Below are 13,708 nucleotides of genomic sequence, written 5' to 3'. Positions count from 1 at the left end.
AGGATAAAAACTCTGATTTGAATTTATGGGCTAAGAAGAAAGGTATAAAGAGAGCTAAAATAAGTAGTAGAAAGAAATAAAAACCCCCAAACATTTCTGTATGAGGATTCTAAATTCCTGTGGAGCATATCGGATGCTCCTTTTTTATTTTAAAAATCTTATATTCTGACAGTTATAAGTGTCTATTTTGTGTATGCCGTCTAAATTAAATTATAAGTGTCTATTAATCGCCGGATAATTTCGCCCTCAAAGAACCGACCTGTTGATTTAGTTCTTTTATCTCAATATCCTTTTCTGTTATTTTCTTCTCTAGATATTCTACCATTGCAGTAGTAGCTATATCAGTTTTCTCCAACATATCACCAATCCCTGTAAAGAGCCATCTTACATTCAAGTCTTTATTATCATTTATCAACCGTTCGAAGAATTCACAACTAGGTTTAGATTTTTCATTCCAAATATTTGATATAGTTTGCTTTGAAGCATATCCTGCTATCAATAGATCAATCTGTCTTTTACCCTTAGATTCCAGATATTGAACAATTCGCTGATTGATAGATTCTTCCATTTTATTAACTTATTTTAAGTCTAAATTTATTGACTTTTAGTCTAATTAAATATACCTTGCAGTCTAAATATAAGTTTAAAAAATATATTATGAGCAAAGAAAAAGAAACTTTAACAATCAAACAACGGATGGAATCTTTGTCCGTAAATGATCGAGTAGCTATCAGAGATCGTTTTTTGGCAAAGTTTGAATATGGATATCCTTCGTGGTATCAAAAAATTAATGCAAACAATTTTAAAAAACTTGAACGGGAACATATCGAACAAGAAATAACTAAAGTAGAAAGCGACAAATCACCAAATAATTAACTAAAACAATTACACTTATGAATTTCAAAAAAGCAGAAGATTCACCATTTACGATAGGGTCTACACAAAAAGGAAATACAATTTCTTTTGTTCCAATTTCAGAAGATAAATTGGTTTTTAGAAAAGAACTGGATAAACCCGAAGTATTGGAAGCCATCCGGTTATATACAGAAAAATCATTTGAGCCTGTGCCTAAACCAACACGTATAATCCTGTATTGTAACTTTTACATAAAGCCCTCGATGTTAGACGAATTGAATTCATCTAAAATAATCAGTGTTATCGAGGGTAGCAATACAAAACAGCAAATCATAGCAGAGCCTCTTAACTTTTTCGATTACGAAAAGTTAACCGATATCCTTTTTGACTTATGTAAGAAATTTGATTTATGAAACAACAGTGGGACAACCTCTCTAAATCAATAGGTGAAACACATAAAGTCATTGGTGATCTTTTTGAATGTATGTCTGAGAAAAAATATGACAAGGCTAAAAAGATCATACAGGAAAAATGGAATCGTTTAATTGTATTGCATAACGAATTCGACAAATTAGTTGAGCCCGTAAAACCAATACCTATAAAAATACCATTTGAATCACCTGAGTTCGCTGAAATATGGGTATTTTATAAAGATTATCTTTCTGAATCCCATAAATCATATTTAGGTTCCCGACATGAAGCCATGATACTTCGTAGGCTAGTTAAGTTAGCGAATAAAGACGAAAAGCAAGCTATTGAAATGCTTGAGTTCTTTATGGCTAATGGATATAAATCAATTTTTAAACCAACTGAAAAACAAATTCAGGGAGAAGAACCGGCTAAAACTGAAACACAAGATAATTCATCTTTTGATTCAACAGTTAATGCCGTCGATTTTTAAAATAAAACAGGAATATAATGAAAAAGGAAATAAGGTTTACAAGACAAGTCGAAAAAGGATTTCAACTCTTTAAGATAAATGCAACATATACAGTTACGATTGTTTGCATAGGATTTAAGACTGAGCTCGATGATCTTGGATGTGGTCAGGGCGTTACCGGCTATTCTAGACCTGCAGCAATCGTTGAATTTGAAAACGGAATGATTACGACATTATTTATAGGAGAAGACATACATATAGTAAGAGACATTATTTAAATCAGCAGTCATGATAAAACGATATAATTATGAATATGGCTTCGGAGAAGCAACAGTTTCATTTGAAGTAGATACAGACATTTTCACAGCTGAACTAGCAAATGAAACTTTAACCTTTTTCTGTTGGAATTACGATAAAGATGCAGATCCGGTAGATGAAGTTATGAAAAAATATGCACTGGAAGCCATAAAACAAGCAACCTTCAATAATTATAATGAGTTCGGAGTTATAGACGCTTTCAACAACAATGAAGGATTTGGACGTCTGGACGGTAGTATCGGCATTACTCTCAAGGAAGTAACAGGCTATGAATTTGACGAATCACAATTAACCATAGATTAAAATAAGCCATGAAATATTTGAGTACAGTTTGGATACTTGTAAAGGTTTTATTCGTTATCGGTTTAACCTTATTGATGGAATTACTTATACTGATAAGTAAAGTTATCGGACTTTTAATCGCGATATTTTTCAGTCCGTTTACTCTTATAAGTATACGTGTTATGAAAGAATATGCTATTCATCTGATGGAAGCTTTTAAAGAATAAAAACACTTCCAAATATAACTGATTATGATACCACTAAAAGCAGGCATAAAATTCAGAGCCTTATGGAAAGGACACGAAAACCGGATATATCAGATTAGATCAGTGTACAAAGATTATGAGACAAAACCACATGTACACATCAAAGCGGACTTAGTTGATTGTCCGCACGAAAAACAGTATTCAAGTGGATTCTGGTTTACCATATACGAAGATACCTTAACAGACATCAACAATCCGGAAAACAAAATAGAATTACTTGAAATTAAAGGAGTTCAATGCACCTTATTTAAAAATATGAAACTATTAATAACATGTTCCGGAGGAAAAGATAGTGTAGCCGCTTTGTTATGGATGAAAAACAATGGGTATAAAAATGCAGATATAGTATTTTGTGACACTAATTGGGAATCAGACTTAACATATTCTTATATCAAATATTTAGAAGAAAAGACCGGGCATAAATTCATATTCTTGAAATCAAAAAAATATGACGGTCTTATTGATTTAGCAGAAAAAAAAGGACGGTTCCCATCCTCACAAAGACGCTTTTGCACATCTGAATTAAAATCTATCCCGATGATAGATTATATACTGGATGAAGTAAGGGATGATTTTATAGTAGTTCAAGGAATCAGAGCCTCAGAAAGTGAGAACCGGTCAAAAATGGAGTCTCAATGTAATTATTTCAAATATTACTTAGAGCCAATAGAAACTAATACATCAAGACTTGAAAAGCTAGAAAAATACATTGACGGTTTAAAATCTAATATAGATCATCAATTGGAATTATTCCCAGATGATGAGATTGAAGGTTCAAAAGATGATAAAATAATAGCTATTCAAGAAAAAATCGATCATTTAAAATCTAGGTTGGCGAAAGGAAAAGAAGACCCCAAATATCATACATATAGACGAAAAGAGGTTTTAGCATATTGTAAAAAATACGCAACCGATGTTTTAAGACCTGTATTTAGATGGACGTCACAGGAAGTAATAGACTATGCCTTGGATTGTATGATTGATGTTAACCCATTATATAAAATGGATATGAAAATATGACAGTAGAAGAATTAGATACCAATATAAAGAAAAAGCAGGCTGAAATAAGAGAACTTGTCGCTGCACGTAATGCTGCAAAATATGAAAATCTAAAGCCAAAAGTTGGTAAATACTACCAGAATAAATTCACTAAAGATAAGTACATGTTTATAGATTTTATAAGCAAAGATACTTTTCGTCCATTCGGATATATAGTTACTTATAAAGAAATGCATATAGCATGTATGGATGATCCGGCTGATTGGGTAGAAATTCCTAAACAAGAATTTGAGATAGCATTCAACTCCGAAGTTGATCGTTTGCGAAAAGAAATGAAACTATAAATAAAGATAAATAATGGATACAATGACAAAATCTAAACAATTGAGATTTAATAGAGAACCAAGTAAATCTGAGTTGAGACATATTGCCACTCGTATTTGGGGATTCTGTGTTGATTTTGAAACACTGAGAGAATTTAATGATACTCCGAAATTCTACCAAGATGTAATATCTGTAATTAAAGGAGATATGCCCATTGATTCATTTTCGAGTGATTATATCTGTGATACTATCCAAGATCTGGACTTTAATATGATATATGACACACTTAGATATTTGTTACGAAAAGGAATTATTAATGAAATATAAATGATAGATACAAATATGAATATTTTAGAAACAAGAATATTTTACACGAAAGGTCAGATAAGCAAAATTGTTGTTTTAGCTGATTATACTTCTGTCGGTAAACCTTATTCAGACATTAGAGCTTTGGAAGCGAAAAATCAACCTTGTAGTGGATATGAATTTATTAAACCAAATGAAACCTTATCTGATGATTTAATCAATAGAATAGCGGATTTTGGCATAGAAGTAAATCCCAGTGATGCTTTTCCCGATTGGAAAAAACAATACAAGTAACCCAAACCGCAAATTTACGTAATGAAATTATATGATTTATGGAAACCAAACGATGTCCTATTTGTCTCCAGACAAAGAATATAACTGAATACTATAGCTACTACAGCAAATCCCGGGCAAAAAACAGGATAAGTAACTATTGCAAACCTTGTGGCAAAAGCTCCTCTCTTATCCGTGCAAAAAGGCATTACCAAAATAATATTGAAGAAAAAAAGATATACGCTAAGGCTTATCAAGCTAATCCGGAAAATAGGGAGAAAGTAAAGCGCTGGAGAACTGATGCCAAAATACGACATCGGAAAAATCTGCAAAATTGTTATGTCCGGGAATTGTTGAGAACAAGAAACAATCTCACTAATGCAGATATAGAATCGATACCCGAAATAGTGGAGACGAAAAGGCTGCAGGTAAAAATAAAAAGAAAACTTAAATCATTAAGAAATGGCAAAGAATAAGCTATCAGACCTCAATGATCATCTGTTCATGGCCCTGGAGCGATTGAACGACGAAGATATGACTCCGGAGAAAATAGAGATGGAAGCCAGGCGGGCAGATGCTATAATAGGCATATCAACTCAAATAGTGGGGAGTGCTAAAGTTACTATTGATGCCTTGAAACTAGTATCGAATGGATCGCTATCATTCAAAGAGATACCCCAGAATTTCGGTTTGACAGAAAAAAACGATCCAGTATGACTAAAGATCAGCTATGCAACCTATTCTCCATAGAGGATATCAACGATCTTCCTGATGTTGTCACAAAGCTGCTGGAAGGAGATATAAAGGTCAGAGATGTGATATTTAGAGAACTAATATTACTGAATAACAAAGACATGTCATATGACTGGTTTCAGGAGATATACGAGTTGGAATTAGCGCAGCGCCGGCAAGGCAAACAAGACTTCACGCCTAATCAGGTCGGACGCCTGGCTTCCCTTCTTACAGGTAATCCTGAAGGCTGTATTCATGAACCGACTGCCGGTAATGGCGGTATGATCATCGCCGACTGGTGGAATAGATGCTGCAAATATACATTCCCATGGGATCATAAACCATCAAAACATATGGTCTATTGCTGGGAATTATCGCCCCGATCTATCCCATTACTGCTATTAAATCTATCCATTAGGGGTATCATGGGGTATGTATACCATGGTGATGTTTTGACCCGGGAAATAAAGATGAAGTATGTTCTGTTGAACAGGACAGATGACACTCTTGAATTTTCCGAAATAGTTAAAGATCCTGATGGCAAAATGCAAATTGTCGCAAAAGCAACAGATGTAACCATAAAATAATATTGATATGAATTTTAAAGACTTATCCGAATTATGGATCAAAGAACATTCGGTTGATATTAAGATATCTACATTGTCGATTTACAGATTATCCTTGAAGAACTGGATATTACCTTATTTTGGCAATAAAAACCAGGTGTCAAACCAGGATGCTCAAGATTGGGTAGACTTACAGCTCAGTACCGGGAAGATGTCCCAGAAAACAATAAAGGATGCCCTCATTGTTTTACAAATGGTATTGAAGTATGGTAAGCGTGAAGGCATATTTGAATATTCAGGGCAATTTTATATTAAATACCCTCGTGTAAATGTCAAGGATGTTAATAAGAAGTTAGAAGTGCTTGCTAAACCCGATTTCAAGAAGTTGAAATTATACCTTGAAGATAATTTCTCTTTCCCGAATTTAGGCATACTTATAGCCATGCACACAGGTATGCGAATCGGCGAAATATGTGGTCTTCGATGGAGTGATATCAATCTGCAAGAAGGTGTGGTAACTGTGAATAGGACCATGCAACGAGTTAATTTCGACGGTGAGATCCATGATACTTTTTCAAAAGATGAACTGCAACGATATGCAGATATCGACGGCTTAGAAATGGTAATACCTGGTAGGCAGTATAAGAATAGAGGTAATTCGATGGTCATAATATCAAATCCGAAGACTGCTAATGCAAACAGAGATATACCGTTATCTTCTAATTTGATAAAGATATTCAAAAAGGTGGATAAACTATTAAATAACAAAGAAGTATTTGTTATAACTGGTAATGAATACGTATCGGAACCTCGTACGTATCGGAACTACTTTTATAATCTGTTAGATAAGCTCAGTATTCCAAGGATTAAATTCCACGGAATCCGGCACACCTTTGCTACTTATTGTATCGAGTCTGGGGCAGATATCAAGACTACAAGTCTAATGCTCGGACATTCAGATGTGTCGATCACTCTGAATGTATATGTAAATCCGGATATGAAGACTAAAAGAGCCGTTATCAATAAGATTTTTAAATAAAAAACATTATGAATATGAAAACAATAAAAGAATTAACTGTAAAAATGACATTTAGAGTAGGTCTTGAAAATGTCGAAGTATCGGACGTAGTATTTAATGGATTAAATAAAATAGAAGAACAAGGTAATTTTTCCGATGATAAGATGAATATATCTAAAGATCAAGAAATGCTTACAGCATGGGATTGGCTAGGTAGAAATATAGATAGTAATGATGCTATGGATACAGAATATGAAATAGAAGATTTTATCAAATAGTATTATGGAAAAGAAAACATTGCAAATAGATGTAATTGGCCCAATAGAAGGCGTCTCTGATGTAGTTAAATGCCTGATTTATTATAACGGACATTCTTACGGTTTTTTCATGCACAAAGTTAGTTATGAAGCCTTAATGTATGATGAACTTTTTATCAGGGATGGCAAAAGTGAAGACAGTGCCGGAGTAATTAATACGACAAATGTATTTGTCGAAGAAAAGTAACTAATTATGATACTCAACTTTAGTAAAAAATTCCCATGGGGTGAAAATACCGATTTTGTCGACAAAATTGATGATAAAATAAAAGTTCACTCAATCCGTGAAGACAAATCAGACCGATGGAAACCTGGAAAACTAATACACCTTACAACCGGTTCCCGAACAAAGTATTATGACTGCTTTAATGAACTAGATTGTATTTCAGTACAATCTATAGAAATTAAAGAGATTGATGAATTTGACTCTAAACATGGATGGATACATAGAGTACAAATCAAACATAAAGCTGGCTGGGTAGATGAGTTCGTTCGGGTTTTTAATGTTATTGTCGATGGTAGGATACTTTGTACTTCTGAGATTGTCAAACTAGCTAGAAATGATGGTTTTGATTCTACTCATGACTTCTTTCGTTGGTTTAACGGTAATTATACCGGAAAAATTATTCACTGGACTGATTTAAGATATTGAACATTATGACACCAACACAAGAAAAATTAAGAAAACAATACCCAACTTATCAGAAATTCAAGACTGATGTAAACCCCGGCAACCTGTTGGTAACATTCGCGAATATAAACACTATACAAGAATCTATTCAGAAAAAAAGGGTAACGTTAGAAGATATACAGGTTACATATTCTGATCAGGTAGATGGAGAAGCTGGGATATATTATATTCGGGACTGGATACGTGCACTTCAGAGATTTTTAAACATCAAAGAAGGTTTGCCGGAAGAGATGGCTGTTGGATATATGATATATAAGAAATATAAGCATCTGTATATTGCAGACTTAAAATTAATATATGAAAAAATATCACTTGCTGAATATGGCAAATATGCTCAGTTCTACAATGCCTTAGAAACACAGAAAATACTCTATTCTTTTTCCATGTATAATTACGAAAGGCACTGTCTTCTAAACAAAGAAGCTGATAAAATAGCCATAAAATACGACGCCCTCAAAAAGCAATATGAAGATGAATTCAAGAATAAGATATTTGCCGGGGTCGTTGCCGATGGCTTTGAAGATGGAAAGAAGTTCGAAGAATATAACCGCCGGGTTGATTTAGAACTCCCAAAAATGATAATGGATAAAATGAAAGAATTGGATGAAGCAGACAAAAACGCACCCCAAAAATAGTATATACTGTTTAGTGTACAGGTGTAAAAAGCAAGGTTTACGTGTCTCTGTGAGAACGAAAACTATTTATTACAATTGCACCGATCCTGAATCAGCCAAAACCAAATCATGTGAGAGACTTTGTTCCGTACATGGTTTTGCCAGGCAATCAGAAATAAGATAATAACTAAAAGGAAGGGACTAAATCATTTATGGCACAATATGATAAGTTGGAAACGAATAAACCTCAGAAAGATTTATTCAGTGACGAAATACAAAATATCGTTTCATTTTTACAGGAGCATTACGATATCCGGATACCGGCACACGACCCATCCAAAATAAAGATAAGCTGCAAAGATGAAAGCCGGTATAATTTTCCTCCATCATCAGATGATATTTGGTTACACATGAAGTCGGAAGGGTATTCTGTCAGCGAATCAGTATTAAGGAAGATATTACGCAGTCCCAACTATATCACGCCGTTTAATCCTATCACCGACTATTTTGACAACCTCAGAAAGAAGTTTAAAGGAGAAAGCCAGATAGACTTATTAGCAAAGCATATCATACCCCGGTGCTTTGACGATAACACACCTGAATACTACAGATCGAGAACCGATAAGCTTCTAAAAAAATGGTTTGTCGCCTGTGTCGCCTGTTGGATGGGTAATATACCTAATGATGTTGCACTGGGATTTATCCATAGCCGGGAAGGTATAGGCAAAACATGGCTGATCGAGTTCTTTATGCCTGAATCCCTTCGTGAATATCACGTCAAGTCAAGCCGGGATGATCGCAAATTCGAAATGGAAGATGCCTTTACCCGTTATATGCTTATCAATTTTGATGAATTCGAAGGGATTAATAACCGGAACATCGACCAGTTCAAAAAATGTATGTCAGACAAAGCAATTCTGAATAAACGCCGGCACGAAGAATATCCGACCGAAAAAGACAGGATCGGATGTGCAGCGTTCACTTCGAACAGAAATCAGGAGAAAGGCGGCTTTCTTAAAGAAAGTTACGGATACAGACGGTTTGGTATAATAGAACTTGAAGATATTAACCACGACTACAGGAAAGTTGTAGACATTGATCAGTTATGGGCGGAAGCTCTAAACCTATATGAAGAAACCGACTTTGATTATATTTTCGGTTTATCGGACTTCGAAGAATTTCAAACGTATAACCGTCGATTCCTGGAAGAAACTATTGCGATGAAGTACATACTTATGTATCTCACTGTTCCCGAATCGAAAGAAGAAGGTGAAAATCTAAATGCTACCGATATACATAGCCGGTTAAGAAAGCTTGTAAAACGGGAACATCTAAGCGATTTTACCGTAAATAAAATCGGTACAGCACTCACAGCCCTCGGATATTCAAAAGTATCATACCGGGATGGCAATGGAAATCCTTTGAAAGGGTATCACGTAAAGTTTATCGAATAATTATGAGCCACGATTCAAGTAAGATTATAGCATTCAATTATTTTGGGGGTAAGTTTACGTACCTCGATTATTTATATTCTAATTTCCCTGAAAAATTTACCCATTTGGTTGAACTATTCGGAGGTAGTGCCGTTGTTTCGCTCAATTACAGAGGGCGTGTGATAAAAACAATTAATGAGATAAACGAAGATGTCACCAACTTTTTTGAGGTCCTTAGAAATCACGAAAATGATTTAGTTAAGCTTTTACTTTTAACTCCATGTTCTGAAACGGAATACAATAACTGTTGGGAACCATCTGCAGACAAAATAGAACAAGCCCGTAGATTCTATGTAAGAGTGAAACAATCCTTTTTCGGATTGGGCGGACAACGAAAAAACAAAGGCTGGCACATGGCTAAGATACACGTAAACTCACAAGGAGGCGAAACCGTTTCACGTTGGAACAATGCTATTTACAACCTTTATAAAGTTGCTCACGTCCTCAGATCTGAATGTCAAATTATGAGTATGGACTTTGAAGACTGTATTAACCGGATTGATCACCCGAAAGCTTTTTTCTATGGTGACCCACCCTATCCTAAAGAAGTCAGGAAGTCATTCCATGATTATAAATTTGAATTCAGCGATGAAGATCACAGGAGGTTAGCTGATCGTTTACACCATATAGAAGGGCTGGCCATGGTAAGCAGTTACGAAAGCGATCTATATGATGAAATATACTCGGATTGGTATAAAATAAAGTTCCCGGTCAAAAAAAATAATATTAGATCTGGTGAAGTTCAGGAAATAATATATACAAATTACGATCCCCGAAAAAGAAGCACATTACTTTTCTCTGAATAGTCCCACGCTCTTAATTCGTTCCCCACTCCCTTGTAACTTTAGTAGTGAAATTCTGACTCGCTACTTTTAGGTTGCAGGGGAGTTTTGTATATATACATATTATATATTAAATAGTAAATAATAAGTTTTATTTATATATATAATATTGTTTACATGAAATACTTTCTATGCAAACAAAACTACTACTTACTACAAAGCATAAAAAAACGCTTGAAAGCCTTTACTGTAAACACTTTCTTTGTAGTAGTTTTAAAATTTAAAATAAAACTACTACAGCCTACTACAAGTTACTACAAAACAAGCCTACTACAAGAATAATCACACTAAAACACTGAATATAAATAATATAAACCTTGTAGTATGTAGTAAGCAAAAAAACACAAACAATTTTATTTACCAAAAGTCTATTTTTGTTTACTTTTAACACGTAACATATTGATAATATGAGAAATATTGACTATTTTTAAAATAATAAAAATAACAAAAACTATGAGTAGTGAGATTTATATTTATTTGAAAATGGAGCGTTATTTAGGTCAATATGTAACCCATCATTGGGGTGACCCTATCAGATTAAGTTCAAATTCACCGGAAGCAAAATTAGTTCGCCGGTTTTTAGACAAAAATCCAAAGGACACAGAACTTGATTCGCTCTCTGACGAAGACATTACCACATACTACCGTCTTGAAATACCCTGGTCGAAAGAGAAAGACCCACGGGTTTATAATTACCTGTATCCCGGTTCTAAGAAATTACTGATTGACTATTTCGAAAGCATTCTGGTTAACAATATGTGTACTGAACTTCTCGAACTCTCATGTGACCCTAATATCGTTCTCAGTGATCTGATATTAGCATACTGTGAAAAACATGGAATGACAAATATCGACGATCAGAAGAACTTTGAAACCATACGTCAGAAATTTTACAGGGCACGTAAAAAATACATGGAGGAAAACAACGTTAAACTTAGTTAATTTAACATAAATATGTTACGACTTTCAGGGCATTTTTGCACAAAAATGAAATGCTGAAAATATCTAAAATATTGATAATCTTATAAATAAATCAAACATGAGTAACTTTTTAGCAGGGATAAAAAAGATAGAATATGCTTTTCCCGATCAGATACAGATAGGACATAGTGAAAGACTAACTCAGGGCGTTTTTATCTCTGTAGCCGGAACATTTTCTCCCATATGTATAGAAGGCCTGGCATCTGTAGAATATGAAACGAAAAAGGTGAGTGATCAGAATATATATACAACCAAGCTTATTTTCAGAGCCGGCAATCAAGAGGTATATCCTTACAGTCTTGAAAGTATTATTCTAAATAAAAATATTGTTTACCTGTTGACGGATATAATGAATTATCAATACCTGCTAGGTATTAATAAGGCTCCCTTTCCGGCAGCTACCGTGAAACATACGAATCCAGGAAACGCTACCGAGGCTCATATATCCGAATATGAAATCACATATATAAATATATTTAGTATACTCGATATAATATGTTTACAGAAAACGAACTGAAATTATTAAGAGACTTCTATTATTTAACTTACTACAAAGACTTTAGAGTATATTTTGAACAATTATCACTTTCTGATATTGAGTTTTTATACAATCTAAGGCAATATAATCCTATAAACTACAAGTAGCGACAAATGAATTTATAGAAGCAACAAGAAGTACAGGTATCGAAACTCTGATAAAACTATCAGCCGGATTTAAAGAACTCGCATACGCAGCTAAAAACATAGCTGTCAGCAGAAAAGATATATATAAAATGTATGAATTTATGAAAAATAAACGCAAATAACAGTCTTTTTTCCTGCTATATATTATCCGTAAAGTTGCATTGTGAAATAATCTCAATGTAACTTTTTTTATATGGCATACGCAATAGACATCGACGGATACATAGGTGACTGGACGGGTTCGAAAAAAGCCATCAAAAACATATTGGCTAATTACAAAGGTAAACCTGTAACGGCTCGTGTAAATTCATTAGGTGGTGATGTAAACCATGCCCTTGACATTTCGGCTCAGTTTGAAGAACATGGAAACATCACTGTCGACCTGTTTTCATTCAACGCCTCGGCTGCTACCGTACTGACTCTCGGAGCAAACAAAGTAAGAGCACATGTGGACTCGCTGTATCTGATTCATAAAGCTATGAGTTGGGTCGACGAATGGGGATATATGAATGAGGACGATATCCAGGCAGTGATCGACCAGCTGACCAAGGAGAAAAAGGAAAATGAAAAAGTAACCTTAGTTATAGCTCGTAAGTATGCTAACAAATCGGGTAAGAGTATTACAGAAATACTAAACCTGATGAAAGAGCAAACATGGCTAACTTCTCAGGAGGCTAAAGAATGGGGATTTGTTGATGAAGTATTTGGAAAGCATGAATCCACCAAACTCAATTCGGTTGAAATGAAAGCCCGTTTCAACACAATAGGCTTACCTATTCCTGAAAGATTTAACGAGAAAGATGATTCCATCTTTCAGCTTATAAAAGATGGTTTTGCCGATCTGAAAAACGCTATCCTGCCAAAAGATAATCAAACAGATAATAACCCTCAAAACCCTATTATTAATATGAGAAAGGAATTTACTCATATCAATACTATTCTGAATAAAGAAGGTGTTGAAGAAATCGACAAAAAGGTAAACCTTTCTGTTGATGATGTGGAAAAGATCAATTCTGCCATCGAAACAGCTAATAAGGCTAAAAACGATGCAGAAGCTTTGGTAACAACCAAAGAAAATAAAATAGCAGAACTCGAAACCGAGGTGAAAAACCTAAAAGGTTCTGCCGGAGACACAACCAATCCGGTAAATTCTAAAACCGACAATGACAGTGAAGGCACTGGTGATGAACACACCGAGTTTCTGAATGCAGCAATATCAGCTCGCAAAATGTATGATAATCTTCCTGATTAATTCTAATTCTTTTTA

General features: G+C 34.4%; 24 protein-coding genes. 23 read left to right on the top strand and 1 reads right to left on the bottom strand.

What is annotated here, in order from left to right; all coding sequences use genetic code 11:
* Positions 1 to 223 precede the first annotated feature (223 nt).
* Positions 224 to 568: a hypothetical protein gene (locus tag BUC12_RS03215; RefSeq protein WP_062175768.1), complete on the bottom strand. Its 345-nt coding sequence runs from the start codon at positions 566 to 568 to the stop codon at positions 224 to 226.
* 89 nt (positions 569 to 657) lie between these two features.
* Here BUC12_RS03215 and BUC12_RS03210 point away from each other — a divergent pair, with 89 nt between their 5' ends.
* From BUC12_RS03210 to BUC12_RS03100, 23 genes are all read left to right on the top strand, one after another.
* A complete protein-coding gene (locus BUC12_RS03210; RefSeq protein ID WP_062175766.1) occupies positions 658 to 876 on the top strand; it encodes a hypothetical protein in 219 nt (72 codons plus the stop codon).
* Positions 877 to 893: 17 nt separating this feature from the next.
* Positions 894 to 1,268: a hypothetical protein gene (locus BUC12_RS03205; RefSeq protein WP_062175764.1), complete on the top strand. Its 375-nt coding sequence runs from the start codon at positions 894 to 896 to the stop codon at positions 1,266 to 1,268.
* Entirely contained in the window at positions 1,265 to 1,756 is a 492-nt protein-coding gene (locus tag BUC12_RS03200) for a hypothetical protein (RefSeq protein ID WP_062175762.1), read from the top strand. Before BUC12_RS03205 ends, BUC12_RS03200 begins: the two co-directional genes overlap by 4 nt.
* 17 nt (positions 1,757 to 1,773) lie before the next feature.
* Positions 1,774 to 2,013, top strand: coding sequence for a hypothetical protein (locus tag BUC12_RS03195; protein WP_062175760.1), 240 nt, complete (start codon positions 1,774 to 1,776; stop codon positions 2,011 to 2,013).
* A gap of 10 nt (positions 2,014 to 2,023) precedes the next feature.
* Entirely contained in the window at positions 2,024 to 2,356 is a 333-nt protein-coding gene (locus BUC12_RS03190) for a DUF2528 family protein (protein ID WP_062175758.1), read from the top strand.
* Between the two features lie 8 nt (positions 2,357 to 2,364).
* Positions 2,365 to 2,562, top strand: coding sequence for a hypothetical protein (locus BUC12_RS03185; RefSeq protein ID WP_062175756.1), 198 nt, complete (start codon positions 2,365 to 2,367; stop codon positions 2,560 to 2,562).
* A gap of 24 nt (positions 2,563 to 2,586) precedes the next feature.
* Positions 2,587 to 3,621: a phosphoadenosine phosphosulfate reductase domain-containing protein gene (locus BUC12_RS03180; protein WP_062175754.1), complete on the top strand. Its 1,035-nt coding sequence runs from the start codon at positions 2,587 to 2,589 to the stop codon at positions 3,619 to 3,621.
* Positions 3,618 to 3,944, top strand: coding sequence for a hypothetical protein (locus BUC12_RS03175; RefSeq protein ID WP_062175752.1), 327 nt, complete (start codon positions 3,618 to 3,620; stop codon positions 3,942 to 3,944). The genes BUC12_RS03180 and BUC12_RS03175 overlap by 4 nt, the downstream gene beginning before the upstream one ends.
* Positions 3,945 to 3,957: 13 nt before the next feature.
* Entirely contained in the window at positions 3,958 to 4,251 is a 294-nt protein-coding gene (locus BUC12_RS03170) for a hypothetical protein (protein WP_062175750.1), read from the top strand.
* A 15-nt stretch (positions 4,252 to 4,266) separates the two neighbouring features.
* The gene (locus BUC12_RS03165; RefSeq protein ID WP_139261991.1) at positions 4,267 to 4,524 is read left to right on the top strand and encodes a hypothetical protein; all 258 of its coding nucleotides are present in this window, start codon (positions 4,267 to 4,269) and stop codon (positions 4,522 to 4,524) included.
* A gap of 38 nt (positions 4,525 to 4,562) precedes the next feature.
* Entirely contained in the window at positions 4,563 to 4,979 is a 417-nt protein-coding gene (locus tag BUC12_RS03160; protein ID WP_062175746.1) for a hypothetical protein, read from the top strand.
* Positions 4,966 to 5,220 (top strand): hypothetical protein, encoded by a 255-nt coding sequence (locus BUC12_RS03155; protein WP_062175743.1) that lies wholly within the window; start codon positions 4,966 to 4,968, stop codon positions 5,218 to 5,220. Before BUC12_RS03160 ends, BUC12_RS03155 begins: the two co-directional genes overlap by 14 nt.
* Positions 5,217 to 5,822 (top strand): N-6 DNA methylase, encoded by a 606-nt coding sequence (locus BUC12_RS03150; RefSeq protein ID WP_062175740.1) that lies wholly within the window; start codon positions 5,217 to 5,219, stop codon positions 5,820 to 5,822. The genes BUC12_RS03155 and BUC12_RS03150 overlap by 4 nt, the downstream gene beginning before the upstream one ends.
* 7 nt (positions 5,823 to 5,829) lie before the next feature.
* The gene (locus BUC12_RS03145) at positions 5,830 to 6,840 is read left to right on the top strand and encodes a tyrosine-type recombinase/integrase (RefSeq protein WP_062175738.1); all 1,011 of its coding nucleotides are present in this window, start codon (positions 5,830 to 5,832) and stop codon (positions 6,838 to 6,840) included.
* A gap of 14 nt (positions 6,841 to 6,854) precedes the next feature.
* Positions 6,855 to 7,097 carry a hypothetical protein gene (locus BUC12_RS03140; protein WP_139261990.1) on the top strand — a complete coding sequence of 81 codons (243 nt, stop codon included), beginning with the start codon at positions 6,855 to 6,857 and terminating at the stop codon, positions 7,095 to 7,097.
* Between the two features lie 4 nt (positions 7,098 to 7,101).
* Positions 7,102 to 7,323, top strand: a complete 222-nt coding sequence (locus tag BUC12_RS03135) for a hypothetical protein (protein ID WP_062175734.1) — start codon at positions 7,102 to 7,104, stop codon at positions 7,321 to 7,323.
* A 6-nt stretch (positions 7,324 to 7,329) separates the two neighbouring features.
* Positions 7,330 to 7,788, top strand: coding sequence for a hypothetical protein (locus BUC12_RS03130; protein ID WP_062175732.1), 459 nt, complete (start codon positions 7,330 to 7,332; stop codon positions 7,786 to 7,788).
* A 5-nt stretch (positions 7,789 to 7,793) separates the two neighbouring features.
* Positions 7,794 to 8,462, top strand: coding sequence for a hypothetical protein (locus BUC12_RS03125; RefSeq protein WP_062175731.1), 669 nt, complete (start codon positions 7,794 to 7,796; stop codon positions 8,460 to 8,462).
* 191 nt (positions 8,463 to 8,653) lie between these two features.
* Positions 8,654 to 9,895, top strand: a complete 1,242-nt coding sequence (locus BUC12_RS03120) for a VapE domain-containing protein (protein ID WP_062175729.1) — start codon at positions 8,654 to 8,656, stop codon at positions 9,893 to 9,895.
* Between the two features lie 2 nt (positions 9,896 to 9,897).
* Positions 9,898 to 10,740 carry a DNA adenine methylase gene (locus BUC12_RS03115; protein WP_062175727.1) on the top strand — a complete coding sequence of 281 codons (843 nt, stop codon included), beginning with the start codon at positions 9,898 to 9,900 and terminating at the stop codon, positions 10,738 to 10,740.
* A 489-nt stretch (positions 10,741 to 11,229) separates the two neighbouring features.
* Entirely contained in the window at positions 11,230 to 11,718 is a 489-nt protein-coding gene (locus BUC12_RS03110; protein ID WP_062175725.1) for a hypothetical protein, read from the top strand.
* A 97-nt stretch (positions 11,719 to 11,815) separates the two neighbouring features.
* Positions 11,816 to 12,274 carry a hypothetical protein gene (locus BUC12_RS03105; protein WP_062175723.1) on the top strand — a complete coding sequence of 153 codons (459 nt, stop codon included), beginning with the start codon at positions 11,816 to 11,818 and terminating at the stop codon, positions 12,272 to 12,274.
* 360 nt (positions 12,275 to 12,634) lie between these two features.
* Positions 12,635 to 13,693, top strand: coding sequence for a Clp protease ClpP (locus tag BUC12_RS03100; RefSeq protein WP_062175721.1), 1,059 nt, complete (start codon positions 12,635 to 12,637; stop codon positions 13,691 to 13,693).
* The last annotated feature ends 15 nt before the right edge of the window (positions 13,694 to 13,708 follow it).

It is taken from the genome of Indolivaga macrotermitis (assembly GCF_900128985.1).
GTDB classification, from domain to species: Bacteria; Bacteroidota; Bacteroidia; order Bacteroidales; family Dysgonomonadaceae; genus Dysgonomonas_A; species Dysgonomonas_A macrotermitis.
Note: the sequence above shows the minus strand (reverse complement) of the source record. Positions and strands in the feature narration are given on the sequence as shown.

Coding starts and splice junctions, on each gene's coding strand:
- BUC12_RS03215 (WP_062175768.1), bottom strand. CDS start 568: ATGGAAGAATCTATCAATCAGCGAATTGTTCAATATCTGGAATCTAAG.
- BUC12_RS03210 (WP_062175766.1), top strand. CDS start 658: ATGAGCAAAGAAAAAGAAACTTTAACAATCAAACAACGGATGGAATCT.
- BUC12_RS03205 (WP_062175764.1), top strand. CDS start 894: ATGAATTTCAAAAAAGCAGAAGATTCACCATTTACGATAGGGTCTACA.
- BUC12_RS03200 (WP_062175762.1), top strand. CDS start 1,265: ATGAAACAACAGTGGGACAACCTCTCTAAATCAATAGGTGAAACACAT.
- BUC12_RS03195 (WP_062175760.1), top strand. CDS start 1,774: ATGAAAAAGGAAATAAGGTTTACAAGACAAGTCGAAAAAGGATTTCAA.
- BUC12_RS03190 (WP_062175758.1), top strand. CDS start 2,024: ATGATAAAACGATATAATTATGAATATGGCTTCGGAGAAGCAACAGTT.
- BUC12_RS03185 (WP_062175756.1), top strand. CDS start 2,365: ATGAAATATTTGAGTACAGTTTGGATACTTGTAAAGGTTTTATTCGTT.
- BUC12_RS03180 (WP_062175754.1), top strand. CDS start 2,587: ATGATACCACTAAAAGCAGGCATAAAATTCAGAGCCTTATGGAAAGGA.
- BUC12_RS03175 (WP_062175752.1), top strand. CDS start 3,618: ATGACAGTAGAAGAATTAGATACCAATATAAAGAAAAAGCAGGCTGAA.
- BUC12_RS03170 (WP_062175750.1), top strand. CDS start 3,958: ATGGATACAATGACAAAATCTAAACAATTGAGATTTAATAGAGAACCA.
- BUC12_RS03165 (WP_139261991.1), top strand. CDS start 4,267: ATGAATATTTTAGAAACAAGAATATTTTACACGAAAGGTCAGATAAGC.
- BUC12_RS03160 (WP_062175746.1), top strand. CDS start 4,563: ATGGAAACCAAACGATGTCCTATTTGTCTCCAGACAAAGAATATAACT.
- BUC12_RS03155 (WP_062175743.1), top strand. CDS start 4,966: ATGGCAAAGAATAAGCTATCAGACCTCAATGATCATCTGTTCATGGCC.
- BUC12_RS03150 (WP_062175740.1), top strand. CDS start 5,217: ATGACTAAAGATCAGCTATGCAACCTATTCTCCATAGAGGATATCAAC.
- BUC12_RS03145 (WP_062175738.1), top strand. CDS start 5,830: ATGAATTTTAAAGACTTATCCGAATTATGGATCAAAGAACATTCGGTT.
- BUC12_RS03140 (WP_139261990.1), top strand. CDS start 6,855: ATGAAAACAATAAAAGAATTAACTGTAAAAATGACATTTAGAGTAGGT.
- BUC12_RS03135 (WP_062175734.1), top strand. CDS start 7,102: ATGGAAAAGAAAACATTGCAAATAGATGTAATTGGCCCAATAGAAGGC.
- BUC12_RS03130 (WP_062175732.1), top strand. CDS start 7,330: ATGATACTCAACTTTAGTAAAAAATTCCCATGGGGTGAAAATACCGAT.
- BUC12_RS03125 (WP_062175731.1), top strand. CDS start 7,794: ATGACACCAACACAAGAAAAATTAAGAAAACAATACCCAACTTATCAG.
- BUC12_RS03120 (WP_062175729.1), top strand. CDS start 8,654: ATGGCACAATATGATAAGTTGGAAACGAATAAACCTCAGAAAGATTTA.
- BUC12_RS03115 (WP_062175727.1), top strand. CDS start 9,898: ATGAGCCACGATTCAAGTAAGATTATAGCATTCAATTATTTTGGGGGT.
- BUC12_RS03110 (WP_062175725.1), top strand. CDS start 11,230: ATGAGTAGTGAGATTTATATTTATTTGAAAATGGAGCGTTATTTAGGT.
- BUC12_RS03105 (WP_062175723.1), top strand. CDS start 11,816: ATGAGTAACTTTTTAGCAGGGATAAAAAAGATAGAATATGCTTTTCCC.
- BUC12_RS03100 (WP_062175721.1), top strand. CDS start 12,635: ATGGCATACGCAATAGACATCGACGGATACATAGGTGACTGGACGGGT.